Genomic DNA, 14,844 nt, shown 5'->3' with positions numbered 1-14,844 from the left:
ATGGCCGAGCCGAACGGGGCGCGCCCGGGACCCCCGCCGGACTGGTGGACCACGGTCGCCGAGGTCCGCGGGGCGCGGGAGCGGCTCGCCGTGCTGGGGACGCAGTCCCCGGCACCGCGCCCCGGCCCTCCCGTGGCGGCCCTGGTGCACGGCCTCGAAGGCGGGTGGGCCGGATGGCAGCCGCTGGCCGGAGAGCTGGCGGGCCACTGCCGGACCTACGCGCTCGACCTGCCGTGGCGCGCGGGCAACCGCTACCGCTGGCGGCACCACGGCACCCCCGCGCACTGGCTGCGCGAGGCGCTCGCCCTGGTGCCCGAGCCCGTCGACATCCTGATCGGCCACTCCTTCGGCGCCAACGCCGTCCTGGAACACCTGGCCGACCGGGACGGCGCGCCCCAGCCGCGCGCCGCGGTGCTCCTCGCCCCGTTCTTCCGCCCCGACTCCCTCCGGGTGGACTGGCCCCTGCACGACGCGGCGCTGGCGGGCTTCCGGCAGATCATCACCGACGGCGTACGCGTCGGACTGGGGCGGCGGGCCGCGGACCTGGACCCCGAGGTGCTCGCCGCCATGGCCGACACCACGGTCGAGCGGATCGGCCCGGTCGGATTCCTCAGCCTGTTCCTGCAGTTCACCGGCACCACCGAACTCGACCTGGGCGCCGTCACGGTGCCCACCCTCGTCCTGGCCGGGCACGGCGACGCCTCGCTTTCCGAGGACCGCGCGGCAGCCCTGGCCGCCGCCATGCCCGCGGCGACCGTCCGCAGACGCCCCGGCTACACCCACTTCTGCCACGCGGAGCAGCCCGGGGACGTCGGCGCGGACATCGCCGGCTTCCTTGACGACCTCACCGCTCTCCCGGCGACCACCCCCTTCGCCACGACCCTTCTCACCACAAAGGAATGACCATGACGGAGCTGCTGGACGGCACCCTCACCACCCCCGTGGGCAGGCCCCGCTACGAGGGCGCCAACATCCGCACCTGGATCGGCTTCAAGCACTTCATGTATCTGACGGAGGAGGCGATCCTCCAGTACTTCCGCGAGCGCGGGGTGGGCGCGGAGACGCTCTACCACACCTACGGCCTCGGCCTGGAGATCGTCGACCACTCGGTCAGCCTGCCCGCCACGCTCGGCATCGACGACGCGGTGACCGCCGTCGTGGAGCCGGGCAAGCCCAAGCCCGGCCACGGCGCCCCGTTCAAGGTCCGGCTGACCGTCGAGCGGGACGGCGCGACCGTCACCGTCCTCACCGGCAAGATCCGGGTCGCGCTGGTCACCCTGAAGGACGCCCCGGCGGACATCCAGCCGGTCCCCGCCCACCTCGAGCCCTACACCGTCCCCGAGGTGGCCGCGCTCGCCGACGCCGCGGACCACGAGCCCCGGACCGTCGCCGACAGCGAGCTGGCCGCCGTCCTGACCCCGGCCGGCTCCAACGCCTTCCTGTGGTCCTGGCGCATCCCGTACTTCTACTGCCACTTCTCCGACCGGCTCCAGCACTCCGGCTACGTCCGGGCCATGGAGGAGGTCGTGGACCGCTTCCTGGAGGACCGCGGCATCTCCATCCGCACCATGCTCGTGGAGCGCGGCTGGATCCCCGTGGTGTCCCGGGCCCGGGTGCACATGCTCGCCGACGCCCTCATGGAAGAGACCCTGCACACCGTGTTCACCGTCCAGGAGATCATCAAGGACGTGATGTACACCGCCACCTTCGACACCTATGTCCACCGCGACGGACGGCTGGTGCACACCGCCACCGGGACCATCATGCACGGCTACGCCGTCAGCCGCGGCGAACTGGCCGGCACCCTCGCCGAGTTCGACGACACCACCCGCGCCGCGCTGCTGGGGGACGCCCGATGAAGCGACGGCCCCGCCTGTACTTCAACCTGCGCTCCCCGTTCAGCTGGATGGGGCTCAAGCGGCTCGAGGAGCGCTTCCCGCAGGCCCCCGAGGTCATCGAGTACTACCCGTACTGGGACCCGGACGAGAAGACCCGGGCCGCGCTGGAGGAGCGCGACTCCGGCTTCCACTACACCCAGATGAGCAAGGCCAAGCACCTCTACATCCTCCAGGACACCAAGCGGCTCTCCACCCGCTTCGGATACACCATGTCCTGGCCGGTGGACATCGACCCGTGGTGGGAGGTGCCGCACCTGGCCTGGTTGAAGGCGCGCCACCTCGGCCGTGAGCGCGAGTTCTACGCGGCGGTGACCGCGGCCCGCTGGGAGCGCGGCGAGAACATCTGCGACACCGAGGTGCTGCACCGGGTGGCCGAGGCGGCCGGGTTCGACGGCGACGAGATGGTGGCCGCCGTCCACGACCCCGCACTGCGCGCCGAAGGCGTGGCCGCCCTCGCCGCCGCCTACGACGACGATGTGTTCGGCATCCCGTACTTCAAGGTCGGACGCCACCGCTTCTGGGGCCTGGACCGGGTCGACAGCTTCCTCGACGAGCTGATCCCGGCCCTGCGGAAGGCCGGTGTGGACGTGGCCGAGCCGGTGGCCGAATCCGCGGACGACCAGATGCCGGCCGCACTGCTGGAGCGGGTCGGTGGCTACGACTCCGACTCCGCCGGCGGCTGCGGCTGAGGCCAGGAGAGAGATCCCATGCTCATGAACCCCGTCAACGCGGCCGTCGCCCCGCGCGGCCGCACCGTACTGCTCAGCAGCGTGTCCTCGGATTCCCACACCTGGAACCTCGTCTTCCTTCAGCTGCTGCTGGAGGAGATGGGCCACCGTGTCATCAACCTCGGTGCGTGTGTGGCGGACGAACTGCTGGTCCAGGAATGCTCCGCGATCCGTCCCGACCTGGTGGTGATCAGTACGGTCAACGGTCATGGGCAGGTGGACGGAGCGCGGCTGATCGGCAAGCTCCGGTCCGATCCGCGGACTCGGGACGTCCCCGTGGTGATCGGCGGAAAGCTGGGCATCACCGGGGGCGCCGAGGCGGACGACATGGCGCGGCGGCTCGTCTCGGCGGGCTTCAGCGCCGTGTTCCAGGACGACGCCGAACCGGCCGAGATCGGTCGGTTCCTGGCCGCCCTGGACCACCCCGTCCCCCGCCACCCGGTCGCCGCCTCATGAGCACATCCGGCTCCTTCGCCGGGCTGGCCGCCCGGCGGCGCTCCACGGGGCCGCTGGTCCAGCCCCGGATGGGCTTCAGCGGCCCACGGCGGATGCGCGCGGGGCTGAAGGCCGTCCGGCGGGCGCGGGCGGCCACCGTCGGCACCCTCACCCTCGACAGCTATACGCGGGTGAAGGACTACGCCTCGGCCGAGCGCGCCCTGGCCGATGGCTTTCCGCTCAACGGCTATCCGCTGGTCACCCACGGCCCGGACACCACCCGTGCCGTGCTCGACGGCATCCAGGGCCCCGACTTCCCGGTCCAGGTCAGACACGGCTCCGCGCTGCCGGACGACATCATCGCCGCCCTCGTCGCGGCCGGTCTGGACGCCACCGAGGGCGGGCCCGTCTCGTACTGCCTGCCCTACAGCCGGGTCCCGCTGCGGGAGGCCACCGCGAGCTGGGCACGCTCCTGCGAGCGGTTCGCGGAGCTGCGGGACCGGGGCGTCGAGCCCCATCTGGAGAGCTTCGGCGGGTGCATGATGGGCCAGATGTGCCCGCCCGGACTGCTCATCGCCATCACCGTGCTCGAAGGGCTCTTCTTTCACCGGCACGGACTGCGCAGCATCTCGCTCAGCTACGCCCAGCAGACCGACGTCCGGCAGGACGAGGAGGCGGTGGCCGCGCTGCGGTCGCTGGCCACCGCGTTCCTGCCGGACGACACCGACTGGCACATCGTGGTGTACACCTACATGGGCAAGTACCCGCGTACCCACGGCGGTGCCCTTCTCGTGCTGCGCGCGGCCGCCGGACTCGCCGTCCGCACCGGCGCCACCCGGCTCATCGTCAAGACACCGGCCGAGTCGTACCGCATCCCCACCATCGAGGAGAACGTCGAGGCGCTGGAGTTCGCGGGCGCCGCCGCGGCGACCGAAGCCACCCGGACACCCCCGGACCCGGCCCCGCCCCAGGACACCGGTATCGCCGCCGAGGCCCGGCAGCTCATCGAGGCCGTGCTCGACCTCCATCCGGACGTCGGACAGGCCCTGGTGCGCGCCTTCGCCAAGGGCTATCTCGATGTGCCGTACTGTCTGCACGCCGACAACCGCGGACGCTCCCGCGGCTATATCGACGAGGCGGGGCGGCTGCGCTGGGCATCCGTCGGCTCGATGCCCATCCGGGGCATCACCGGCGGGACACGCGAACACGACGTCGGCAGCTCGGAGTTGCTGTCGGCGCTGTCGTACGTGGAACGCACACACGATCTACTGGCCCTGCGGAGCCAGGACACGAGGACAAGCGATGCGCTGGACGCTGGAACGACTGCTGCCGACCTTCGACAAGCGTGAACACCACAGCCGCCGGATCGACGCCCCGCCGGAGCGGGTCTGGCATGAACTCATGGACCTGCGGGTCGGCGAACTCGCCGTGACCCTCGGCCTGATGCGGGTGCGCGGCGGCCCCAAGACCTGGGTCAACGGTGTCGACACCGGCGCCCACCAGGGCATGGACCTGCGGGTTCTGGAGTCGATGGCACCCCGGGAGATGGCCGCCGACCCGCCCCATGAGGTGGTACTCGGCGACATCGCCCGCTACACCGCGCTGCGCCCCGCGCGCCCGGCCGTCGAACGCGGCGATCCGGAGGCGTTCGCACACTTCGACGAGGCGGGCTGGTCCAAGGTGGTGATGAACTTCCGCCTCACCCCCGAGGGCGACGGCACGCTGCTGTCCACCGAGACCCGGGTCCTGAACACCGACCCCGCCACCCGCCGCGCCTTCGCCCTCTACTGGGGCTTCATGCGTGCGGGCAGCGGCATGATCCGCCATGACCTCCTGCGGGCCATCGCGAAGAAAGTGGCCCCCGGCGGCTAGGGCGCGTTTGATGGCCCTTGCCGGGGCACGGCCGGGTTCAGGACCAGGCGATCTCGCCATGGCGGTCGATGAAGCGTCCGGTGCCGGCGCCGGGCTCCTCGGTGGCGAGGGCGACGATCGCGTCCGTGCCCTCGGTGACGGTCTGGGGGCCGCTGTGACCGTTGAGGTCGGTCGCGGTGTAGCCGGGGTCGGCGGCATTGACGCGGATGCCCTCGAGCCCCTTGGCGTACTGCGTGGTCAACATCGTCAGCGCCGCCTTCGAGGAGGTGTACAGCGGCACGACGACGTGCGACTCGGGCCGGTCGGGGTCGTGCGTGAGGGCGAGGGAACCCATACCGCTGCTGACGTTGACGATCACAGGGTCGTCCGAGCGGCGCAGCAGCGGCAGGAACGCGGTGGTGGTGCGGACGACGCCGATGACGTTGACGTCGAGGACGGCCAGGGCGTCGGCGGCGGTGAGGTCGCCGGGATCGCCGACGGGGCCGTGCACACCGGCGTTGTTGATCAGGACGTCGATCCTGCCCTCGTGTCCGGCGACGTTCTCGGCCGCGGCGGCCACGGACGCGTCGTCGGTCACGTCGATGGCGACGTAGCGTGCGCCGAGCGCGGCGGCGGCCTCCTCGCCCTGCTCACGGTCGCGGGCTCCGACCAGCACGGTGTGGCCGTACTCGATCAGGCGGCGGGCGGTCTCGCGGCCGAGCCCCTTGTTGGCTCCGGTGATGAAGGTGATCGTCATGCGTTCAATACTGGTCACGACGACGGAGGCGGACCAGGGACGCTTCGACGGTAGGAAGACCGGTACCACCCTCGCGCCCACACCCACGACCGGGAATGCGGGAGGATGGGGATCATACCGACGACCCCCGGAACCGGACTGGGCGCGATGATCCGCACCTGGCGGGACCGGCTGCCCCCGTCGGCCGCCGGGCTGCCGGTGGCCCGCGGGCGCCGGGCGGCCGGGCTGCGGCGCGAAGAGCTGGCCGACCTGGCCGGGGTATCGGTCGACTACATCGTGCGCCTGGAACAGGGGCGGGCCACGACCCCCTCGGCGTCGGTGGTGGCGTCCCTCGCGCGCGCCCTCCAGCTGTCCACCGCCGAGCGGGACCACCTGTACCGGCTGGCCCGGCTCGCACCGCCGGTGGACGGCGCCATCTCCGACCATCTCCCGCCCGGCGTCCGGCGGGTGCTCGCCCGCCTCGGGGACGTGGCGGTCGCCGTGTTCGCGGCGGACTGGCAACTGGTGTGGTGGAACCACGGGTGGGCCGGCCTGCTGGGCGACCCCTCCGCCTCGCCGCCGCGGCTGCGCAACTTCGCCCGCGACAGGTTCCCGGTGGACGCCGGCCCCGTCCACCTCGCACGGTGGCCGGTGACCGAGGCGGACCGCGCCGCCACCGACGCCGCCGTCGTCTCCGACCTGCGCCGCGCCACTGGCCGCTTCCCCCAGGACAGCCGCTTGGCCACGCTGATCCGTGAACTGAACGCGGGCAACGAGAGGTTCGCCGAGCTGTGGACGGCCGGAGAGGTGGCCGCGCACCGCGAGGACCACAAGACGATCGACCACCCGTCGGTGGGCCCGGTCACGGTGGACTGCGACGTCCTGACCGACGGCGACTCCGAGCTCAAGATCGTCATCATGACCGCCGTGCCCGGCAGCGAGGACGAGACCAAGCTCCGGCTCAGCACCGTCATCGGTCCACCGGCCACCACCCACAACTGATCCGTCAGAAGGGCCCTAGCCGCCGAAGCTCACGCGGAGGCTGCCGTCCGCGGCGAAGGACCACTTCAGCGCGCCGGTGTAGGACGAGCACCGGGATCCGTTCGTCCCGGACCAGAACTGGTTCGAACTGTCGGCGTCACCGATGGTGCGGTCCTTCGTCCCGCTGCTGCCGCTGCGGCACGACACATTGTCCCGGAACACCGAAGTGCCGCCGTCGAACGAGAAGTTGCGCTGCCCGTTGTCGATGCCGACGTTGCCCGACACCGACATATGGCCGGGGTTGCTGTTGTAGGTGAACCCGTGCTTGCCGTTGTGGTAGGCGACGCTCCGCCGGATGACGTGGTCGACGGCGATGTCCGAGCCGCCGAGCTTGTAGCCGTTGCGGTCGCCGTTGGAGTTCTGGGTGCCGTCCGAGAGGGTGCCGTTGCCGTAGGCGAGCGAGTCCTCGATGGTCACCGGGCCGATGGGGCCGGTGTCCTTCTTGGTGTAGAGGTCCCAGCCGTCGTCGATGTTGTTGTGGGACACGTCGTAGCGGAACACGTTCCCGGAGCCGACCGTGAGCTTCGCGGCGAATCCATCGGCGTCCTCGCCGTCGGAGTCGGCGTTGTCATGCGACTCCGAACTCACGACGAGGTTGTTCGACGGCCACTGGTCGTGGGGGGTGCTGGAGGCGATGCGGGAGATCTGGAGCCCGGTGTCACGGTTGAAGCGGGTCACCGTGCGCTCGATGACGTTATTGCTGCCACCGACGGAGATTCCGTTGTCACCGGCGCGTTCGACGGTGATGCCGGAGACGCGCCAGAACGATCCGTTGAGGGCGAGCCCGCGGTTCCCCGAATCCTCGCTCATGGCCGAGAAGTTCAGCACCGGGGTCTCGCCGGGGTAGGCGACCAGTTCCTTGCGGGCGCTCGACGTGCCGTTGTTGCCCGGTGCGATGGTGACCGTCTGCGAGAGGTTGTAGGCCCCGCCGCGCGCGTAGATCGTGCCGCCCGCGGTGATGCGGGTGATCGCCGAGGCGAGTGTGGTCGGAGCGGACTCCGTCCCGGGGGCGTCCGCACTGCCCCTCGGCGACACGAACAAGTCATCGGCGTCGAAGGACGCGGACTGCGCCCGCGAGACGGGCGGATGGACGGCGAGCAGACCCGCCGACGCGACCAAGGCCGCGGCCGCGGCGACGAGGGCGCGAGGGAATGTCCGAGAGTGCTTCATGGCGCTGAGACCTCCTGATGTGGGGGAGCTTGCCGTGGCGACGACAGACAGCACATGAGAGCGATTGCTGACCGTCTCCCATCGTCCAAGCCCAGAGGTGAAGGGCATTGATGGCTGACGGTGCGGCATGCGAGTCGGAAAATTAGCAAGCGCTTTCAGGCGCGTCAATGTCCCTCACCAAGACGGCGGTTGGCCTTCCGGGCTTGTCGTGCGCCAGTTACAGTGACGGGTTGGGAGCGCTCCCATGCGCTCGATCCTCTTCGGAGATCGGCGCCGCTGTCACAGGCGTGGTCTAGCGTGCGAAATATGGACCTGGAGCTTGCGGGACGACGGGCGATGGTGACGGGGAGCAGCGGGGGTATCGGTGCCGCGGTGGCCCGGCGGCTGGTCGACGAAGGGTGCGCTGTGCTGGTGCACGGTCGAGACCCCGCGCGTGTCGGCGAGGTCGCGGAGCGGCTCGGTGCTGTCGGCGGGGTGGTGGACGTCGTGCTGGGGGACCTCGCTGATGAGGCTGGAGCCGAGACGGTGGCCGAGCGGGCCCTGGAGTGGGGTGTGGAGATATTGGTCAACAACGCCGGCCCATTCGCCGAGCACGACTGGGAAACCGCGGAGCCGGCGTTGTGGCTGGACGCGATGAACGGGAACGTCGTGTCCGCGGTGCGGATGATCCGGGCCCTGGTGCCCCGGATGCGCGAGCGCGGATGGGGAAGGGTGATCAACGTGGGCAGCCGGGCCGCGACGACTCCATTGCCGAACATGGTCGAGTATTCGGCGGCGAAGGCGGCGGTGGTCAACATGACCACCAGCCTGGCCCGGCATCTGGCCGGATCCGGCATCACCGCGAACACCGTGAGCCCCGGTGTGATCGTTACGGACGGCATGCGGCAGATGTTCGAGGACGGAGCGGCCGCACGCGGCTGGCCAGGGCAATGGGCAGAGCTCGAACCGCTGGTGGCGGCGGAGTACGCCCCGAACCCGACGGGCAGGCTCGGCACCGCGGCGGATATCTCGGCGGCGGTCGCGTTTCTCGCCGGCCCGTCGGCCGGATACATCAACGGAATCAATCTGCGCGTCGACGGGGGCATCGCGCTGGTGCCGTAGCGGGCATCCAGGCGCGCGGGAGCGCGGGGCGCGAGATCGAGGCGAGCGACCAGTTCCAGGATGGGCATCCGGGCGCGCGGGTGCGCGGGCGGGTGCGCACGTCGGGAGTGGCGTCGTCGCCAGGAATCGGAAGACTCCTCCATGGAAGGCTCCTCTAGGATCGTCGGCATGGCGAAGCGCGTGGTCCATCGGCGGGCCCGGAAGATATTGGGCGAGGAGCCCGTGGCCCTGGTCTGGTGCGAGATCCACAAGTCCATTCCCACGCCGCCCAAAGAGGTACACCGCGCCGCGGGCAGGGGACGGCTGAAGGCGGGCCACCACTGGCTGCTGTACGTCGGTGCCGTGGTGTTCTTCTTCGTCGTCGTCCCGGTGATGCTGATCGACAAGCTGGGTACCGGCCGACGTGACCGGCCGAACGCCCGCTCCTCCGGCTCCGGCTCCGGCTCCGGCCGCGATCGCGATCGCGATCGCCGACAGGATCCGGCGAACCACGTCTTCGACGGCGACTGGAACCTGACGGCGGGCCAATTGCTGCTGCACTGGTACGGGCACTCGCCCAACCCCAAACGCCTGGTCATGCTGGCCCGTGATCGCGTCTGTATCGCCACGTCCCCGCGCCGTCGGCTGTCGCCCACCAAGGCCGACGACTTCCGGATCGTCACGGAGTTCCCCCTCGATCAGGCCCGCGTCGAAGGCGAGGCGGGTCAGCCGCGCGGATTCGCCACGTTCCGGCTCCGCTTCACCGACGGCTCCTGGCTGGAAGTAGGACGGCTGGGCGAACCCGAGGACGCGGACCACTTCCTTCGCACCATCAACGGCTGATCGGCGGTCATGGCCACCTCTCATTCGCCCCTGTCCCGCGACGACCGGCGCACCGAGCTGCGGGAGTTTCTGCGCAGCCGCCGAGCCCGGGTCTCGCCGGCCGATGTCGGTATGCCCGACGGTGGCCGGCGGCGCACACCGGGGCTGCGGCGCGAGGAGGTCGCGGTGCTGGCGGGCGTCGGAGTGTCCTGGTACACGTGGCTGGAGCAGGGGCGCGACATCAAGGTGTCCGAGCAGGTCCTCGACGCGATCGCCCGGGCGCTGCTGCTGGGCTCCGCCGAGCGTGCCCACCTGTACCGCCTGGCCGGACTCAATCCGCCGCAGGTCTCCTCCGCGCCCTCGGTGGCACCCTCGCCCGAGGTGCGGCGGTTGCTGGATGCCTGGTCACCGCGGCCCGGCTATGTTCGCGACCGCCACTGGAACTTCACCGCCGTCAACGACGCGGCACGCGTGGTGTTCGGCTACGGCGAGAGCGACCACAACTGCCTGGTCTCCTTCTTCACCAACGCCCGCTACCGGGTGCGGCACCGCAATTGGGCCGAGACCGCGACCGAGGTGGCCGCCGCCTTCCGGGCCGACGCGGCGCGCTACCCGGACGATGCGGAGTTCGGCCGCATCGCCGCCGACCTGGCCGCGGTCAGCCCCGAATTCGCCGAGCTGTGGGCGCGCCACGACGTGGCCGAGCACACCAGCGCGGTGAAGGCCGTCGAGCACCCCGACGCCGGGACGATGATCTTCGATGCCACCTTGCTGCCGCTGCCCGAGCACCCCGGGCACCATCTGATCCTGCACAACCCGCGTCCCGGCACCGACACCCAGCAGCGGCTGGAGACGCTGCTGCGGCAGCACAGCCTGGTGGTGCCACACCCAGGATGAGTGGGCACTGCCCGCGTTGCCGCCGTGCCCGCAGGATCGTGGACATGAACAACGGCAGCAGGCAGATGAAGGCAGTGACCATCCCCGAGTTCGGCGACGCCGAGGTGCTCCGCGTCGCCACCGTCCCCGTCCCCGAGCCCGGACCGGGCCAGGTCGCCATCGACGTGGCGTACGCGGGCGCCAACTTCGCCGAGGTCCTCTACCGGCGCGGCGTCGTCGACGTGCCGCTTCCCTTTGTGCCCGGCATCGAGGTGTCGGGGCGGATCCGGGCGGTCGGTGAGGGCGTCGAGGATCTGACCGTCGGGCAGCCGGTGGCCGCGCTCTCGATCGTCGACAGCGGTGGCTACGCCGAGGTGGTGGTGACCTCGGCGGCCCTGGCCGTGCCGCTGGACGGCCTCGGTATCGGGATGGACGTCGCCGCGGCGCTGCCGTCCAACAGCACCACCGCGTTCCTCGTGCTCGACCGGGTGGCCCGGATCGAGCCCGGAGAACGCGTGCTGATCCATGCCGCGGCCGGCGGCGTGGGAAGCCAACTCGGCCAGGCCGCCCGCCTGCTGGGCGCGGGCCACGTGGTCGGCACCGTCGGCAGCGCGGCCAAGATCGAGACCGCCAGGCGCTTCGGCTACCACGAGGTGATCACGCGGGACCGGATCGCCGACGCGGGCGAGTTCGACGTCGTGGTCGACATGGTCGGCGGCCCCGCCCGCCGCGCGGGCCTGGACCGGCTGGCCCCGATGGGACGCCTGGTGGTGATGGGCAACGCCTCCGGCGCCGCGGACATCGGTATCCCGGCCAACGAACTGTGGTTCACCAACAGGACCGTCTCCGGCTTCAACCTGGCCGCCTTCGCCGCCGCCTTCCCCGGGGAGACACGCCGGGCGCTGCGCCGCGCGGTGGCGGCCGCGGCGACGGGAGACCTGCGGACGCGGGTCGAAACCCTGCCGCTGGAACAGGCCGCCGAGGCCCACCGCCGCATCGAATCGGGCACCACCACGGGCAAGCTGGTGCTCGAGGCCGCGGCGTTGTGACCTACGGCCGAGGATTCGCGGTGCGTCGCATCAGACGTCGGGACGCGGGTGTTCGACGGGAAGGCGGGCGGGCAGGCCGCGCAGCAGCGTGTCGAGGAAGAGGTCGAAGCGGGGCGGCGCACCCTCCATGGAGACGCCCTGGTCGACCCCGCCGAGCCACTGGACGACGCTCAGGCCGAAGACGTACCAGCTCTGCCGCGCCGCCTCCGGTGCGGCCCCGGCCGCGATGAACGCGGCCTCCACCCGCTCGCGCAGCCGCCCGAACGAGGCCGGGTTGTGCCGGTGCGGATGCGCGACGCGGGCCGCGTATCCGGGGACGGCCAGGAACTCGTCGTGCATGGCCCATGCGAGGCGGGCCAGCCATGAGCGCCAGGTGTGCTCCGTGGGGTCGTCCGGCGGCAGGATGCGCTCGACCATGACCTCGCTGATCAGGTCGAAGAGCCCTTCGCGGTCGCGGACCCAGCGGTAGAGCGCGGAGTGCGAGACGCCGAGGTGGGTGGCGAGTTCCCGCATGGTGAGCGTGGTGAGGTCGCACCGCAGCGCGGTGGAGACGATCAGCTCGCGGCTCAGCCGTGCGGGGCGCCCCCGTGCGGGGCGCGCGGTGCTCGTCGTGTGAAGGCGATGCCGAGGCGCGCTCAAGGGCCGTCCTCGATGAGGCGTCGCAGCGAGGGGAGCAAGGCATCGAGATCCTGGCTGGTCCGGAACGCGACGAGGGTGGTGCCGTCATCGTCCCTTCCCCCGGGGGACTGAGGTGTCGGGAAGAGAGCGAGGACTTCGCGCATCGCCTCGTCGACCTCCGCGACGGGGTCGGCGGACTCGCCGCGGAGCCATCGGCGCAGTACGTGGTTGTGGGCCGCCACCACTGCCGCCGCCATGAGCTCGGCCCGAAGCGAGGCCGCCTCGGTGGGGTCTCCCATCCAGTCCGCGATGAACTCGCGGAACAGTCGCTGGTAGCGCGCCACGCTGGCGATCTCCCGATCCCGTAGGGCGGAAACCTTGCTGGTCAGCGCGTACCTGCGGCGTGCGAGGTCGCCCTCATCGATGTAGTGCAGCAGCACCAGGCGTACGGCGTCGGATACGGCGACCAGGGCGGTGCTGTCACTGGAGGTGGCCAGGCGGTCCCTGATCAGCTCCAGCAGCCGGTCATGATCGGGGAAGATGACCGCTTCCTTCGACCGGTAGTGCCGGAAGAACGTCGTACGGCCCACTCCGGCCCGTTCGGCGATGTCATCGACGGTGGTCCGCTCGTATCCGCGTTCGTCGAAGAGAACGAACGCGGCGTCCGCGAGCCGGATCCGCGCGGCTGGCTTGCTCATGACCGCTCATCCTCCCTTGTCTCAGTGCCCGGAGACCACTTGCCCCACCGGGCGGTACTGAGTACCGTTCATAAGACATTGAGTACCATAGGAGGTTCCGGCGTGGATTCCGTTACGCAGAGTGAGCACCGCCCGCGGTTCCACACCACCGCGGGCAAGCTCGCGGATCTTCAGCGCCGTACCGAGGAAGCGACGCACGCCGGCTCCGCGCGCGCCGTCGAAAAGCAGCACGCCAAGGGCAAGCTGACGGCTCGCGAGCGGATCGACCTGCTGCTCGACGAGGGCTCCTTCGTGGAGCTCGACGAGTTCGCCCGGCACCGCTCCACCAACTTCGGCCTGGCCGGCAACCGCCCCTACGGCGACGGCGTCGTCACCGGGTACGGCACGGTCGACGGCCGACCGGTGGCCGTGTTCTCCCAGGACTTCACCGTCTTCGGCGGCGCGCTGGGCGAGGTCTACGGCCAGAAGATCGTCAAGGTGATGGACTTCGCGCTGAAGACCGGCTGCCCGGTCATCGGCATCAACGACTCCGGCGGCGCCCGCATCCAGGAGGGCGTGGCCTCCCTCGGCGCCTACGGCGAGATCTTCCGCCGCAACACCCACGCGAGTGGTGTCATCCCGCAGATCAGCCTGGTCGTGGGCCCCTGCGCGGGGGGAGCCGTGTACTCCCCGGCGATCACCGACTTCACGGTCATGGTCGACCAGACCTCGCACATGTTCATCACCGGCCCGGACGTCATCAAGACCGTCACCGGTGAGGACGTCGGCTTCGAGGAGCTGGGCGGCGCCCGCACCCACAACACCACCTCCGGTGTCGCGCACCACATGGCCGGGGACGAGAAGGACGCCATCGAGTACGTCAAGCAACTGCTGTCGTACCTGCCGTCCAACAACCTCTCCGAGCCGCCGGTCTTCCCCGAGGAGGCGGACCTCGCCGTCACGGACGAGGACCTGGAGCTGGACACCCTCGTACCCGACAGCGCGAACCAGCCGTACGACATGCACAGGGTGATCGAGCACATCCTCGACGACACCGAGTTCTTCGAGACACAGCCGCTGTTCGCGCCGAACATCGTCACCGGCTTCGGGCGGGTCGAGGGCCACCCGGTGGGCATCGTCGCCAACCAGCCGATGCAGTCCGCCGGCTGTCTGGACATCAAGGCGAGCGAGAAGGGCGCGCGCTTCGTACGCACCTGCGACGCCTTCAACATCCCGGTCATCACCTTCGTCGATGTGCCGGGCTTCCTGCCGGGCGTGGGCCAGGAGCACGACGGCATCATCCGCCGCGGCGCCAAGCTGATCTACGCCTACGCGGAGGCGACGGTCCCGCTGATTACGTTGATCACTCGCAAGGCCTTCGGCGGCGCCTACGACGTCATGGGCTCCAAGCACCTGGGCGCCGACCTCAACCTGGCCTGGCCGACCGCCCAGATCGCTGTCATGGGCGCCCAGGGCGCGGTCAACATCCTGCACCGCCGCACCCTCGCCGAGGCCGAGGCCGAGGCCGAGACCGGCGGCGACGTGGAGGCGACCCGGGCGCGGCTCATCCAGGAGTACGAGGACACCCTCCTCAACCCCTATGTCGCGGCCGAGCGCGGCTACGTCGACGCGGTGATCATGCCGTCCGAGACCCGTCGGCACATCGTGCGCGGCCTGCGTCAGCTGAGCACCAAGCGCGAGTCGCTGCCGCCCAGGAAGCACGGCAACATCCCCCTCTAGCCCGGACCGCTCCTACTGGCCTCGTTGAACGAGCAGACCCCGACTCTTGGAGAAAGCAGCATGAACGACCTGTTGGAACGAGCGGAGCAGGCCGGCGCCGTCGCGGCACCGCACGCGCGCGTG

General features: G+C 70.7%; 16 protein-coding genes. 12 read left to right on the top strand and 4 right to left on the bottom strand.

Features of this window, described 5'->3' with window-relative positions; genetic code table 11:
* The 6 genes from JK364_RS39945 to JK364_RS39920 are packed head-to-tail and all read left to right on the top strand — an operon-like array spanning position 1 to position 4,933.
* Positions 1-903 carry an alpha/beta fold hydrolase gene (locus tag JK364_RS39945; protein ID WP_201856313.1) on the top strand — a complete coding sequence of 301 codons (903 nt, stop codon included), beginning with the start codon at positions 1-3 and terminating at the stop codon, positions 901-903.
* 2 nt (positions 904-905) lie between these two features.
* Complete coding sequence (locus JK364_RS39940; protein WP_201856312.1) at positions 906-1,859, top strand: thioesterase family protein; 954 nt, start codon at positions 906-908, stop codon at positions 1,857-1,859.
* Positions 1,856-2,587: a 2-hydroxychromene-2-carboxylate isomerase gene (locus JK364_RS39935; protein ID WP_201856311.1), complete on the top strand. Its 732-nt coding sequence runs from the start codon at positions 1,856-1,858 to the stop codon at positions 2,585-2,587. The genes JK364_RS39940 and JK364_RS39935 overlap by 4 nt, the downstream gene beginning before the upstream one ends.
* 18 nt (positions 2,588-2,605) lie before the next feature.
* Positions 2,606-3,082, top strand: coding sequence for a cobalamin B12-binding domain-containing protein (locus tag JK364_RS39930; RefSeq protein WP_201856310.1), 477 nt, complete (start codon positions 2,606-2,608; stop codon positions 3,080-3,082).
* Complete coding sequence (locus tag JK364_RS39925) at positions 3,079-4,410, top strand: methylaspartate mutase (protein WP_201856309.1); 1,332 nt, start codon at positions 3,079-3,081, stop codon at positions 4,408-4,410. Before JK364_RS39930 ends, JK364_RS39925 begins: the two co-directional genes overlap by 4 nt.
* Positions 4,364-4,933: an SRPBCC family protein gene (locus tag JK364_RS39920; RefSeq protein ID WP_201856308.1), complete on the top strand. Its 570-nt coding sequence runs from the start codon at positions 4,364-4,366 to the stop codon at positions 4,931-4,933. Before JK364_RS39925 ends, JK364_RS39920 begins: the two co-directional genes overlap by 47 nt.
* Before the next feature lie 37 nt (positions 4,934-4,970).
* On the opposite strand, the gene JK364_RS39915 is transcribed toward JK364_RS39920, so the two are convergent.
* The gene (locus tag JK364_RS39915) at positions 4,971-5,669 is read right to left on the bottom strand and encodes an SDR family NAD(P)-dependent oxidoreductase (RefSeq protein ID WP_201856307.1); all 699 of its coding nucleotides are present in this window, start codon (positions 5,667-5,669) and stop codon (positions 4,971-4,973) included.
* Between the two features lie 105 nt (positions 5,670-5,774).
* Between JK364_RS39915 and JK364_RS39910 the strand changes: the two genes are divergently transcribed.
* Entirely contained in the window at positions 5,775-6,650 is an 876-nt protein-coding gene (locus tag JK364_RS39910) for a helix-turn-helix transcriptional regulator (RefSeq protein ID WP_201856306.1), read from the top strand.
* 15 nt (positions 6,651-6,665) lie between these two features.
* On the opposite strand, the gene JK364_RS39905 is transcribed toward JK364_RS39910, so the two are convergent.
* Complete coding sequence (locus JK364_RS39905; protein WP_201856305.1) at positions 6,666-7,859, bottom strand: right-handed parallel beta-helix repeat-containing protein; 1,194 nt, start codon at positions 7,857-7,859, stop codon at positions 6,666-6,668.
* Between the two features lie 306 nt (positions 7,860-8,165).
* On the opposite strand from JK364_RS39905, the gene JK364_RS39900 reads away from it, so the two are divergent.
* From JK364_RS39900 to JK364_RS39885, 4 genes are all read left to right on the top strand, one after another.
* On the top strand, positions 8,166-8,960 hold the full coding sequence (locus tag JK364_RS39900; protein WP_201856304.1) for an SDR family NAD(P)-dependent oxidoreductase: 795 nt from the start codon (positions 8,166-8,168) through the stop codon (positions 8,958-8,960).
* Positions 8,961-9,128: 168 nt separating this feature from the next.
* Complete coding sequence (locus JK364_RS39895; protein WP_201856303.1) at positions 9,129-9,782, top strand: hypothetical protein; 654 nt, start codon at positions 9,129-9,131, stop codon at positions 9,780-9,782.
* A gap of 9 nt (positions 9,783-9,791) precedes the next feature.
* A complete protein-coding gene (locus JK364_RS39890) occupies positions 9,792-10,658 on the top strand; it encodes a helix-turn-helix transcriptional regulator (protein ID WP_201856302.1) in 867 nt (288 codons plus the stop codon).
* A 44-nt stretch (positions 10,659-10,702) separates the two neighbouring features.
* Complete coding sequence (locus tag JK364_RS39885; protein WP_201856301.1) at positions 10,703-11,686, top strand: quinone oxidoreductase family protein; 984 nt, start codon at positions 10,703-10,705, stop codon at positions 11,684-11,686.
* Positions 11,687-11,716: 30 nt separating this feature from the next.
* Here JK364_RS39885 and JK364_RS39880 read toward each other — a convergent pair whose 3' ends face one another.
* Both JK364_RS39880 and JK364_RS39875 read right to left on the bottom strand, forming a co-directional pair.
* Positions 11,717-12,325: a TetR/AcrR family transcriptional regulator gene (locus JK364_RS39880; protein WP_201856300.1), complete on the bottom strand. Its 609-nt coding sequence runs from the start codon at positions 12,323-12,325 to the stop codon at positions 11,717-11,719.
* Positions 12,322-13,002 (bottom strand): TetR/AcrR family transcriptional regulator, encoded by a 681-nt coding sequence (locus JK364_RS39875; RefSeq protein ID WP_201856299.1) that lies wholly within the window; start codon positions 13,000-13,002, stop codon positions 12,322-12,324. Before JK364_RS39875 ends, JK364_RS39880 begins: the two co-directional genes overlap by 4 nt.
* Before the next feature lie 102 nt (positions 13,003-13,104).
* Here JK364_RS39875 and JK364_RS39870 point away from each other — a divergent pair, with 102 nt between their 5' ends.
* The gene (locus tag JK364_RS39870; protein ID WP_201856298.1) at positions 13,105-14,721 is read left to right on the top strand and encodes an acyl-CoA carboxylase subunit beta; all 1,617 of its coding nucleotides are present in this window, start codon (positions 13,105-13,107) and stop codon (positions 14,719-14,721) included.
* Positions 14,722-14,844 lie beyond the last annotated feature (123 nt).

This window comes from Streptomyces endocoffeicus (genome assembly GCF_016741935.1).
Classification (GTDB): domain Bacteria; phylum Actinomycetota; class Actinomycetes; order Streptomycetales; family Streptomycetaceae; genus Streptomyces; species Streptomyces endocoffeicus.
This window is presented reverse-complemented; position numbering and strand designations above follow the sequence as displayed.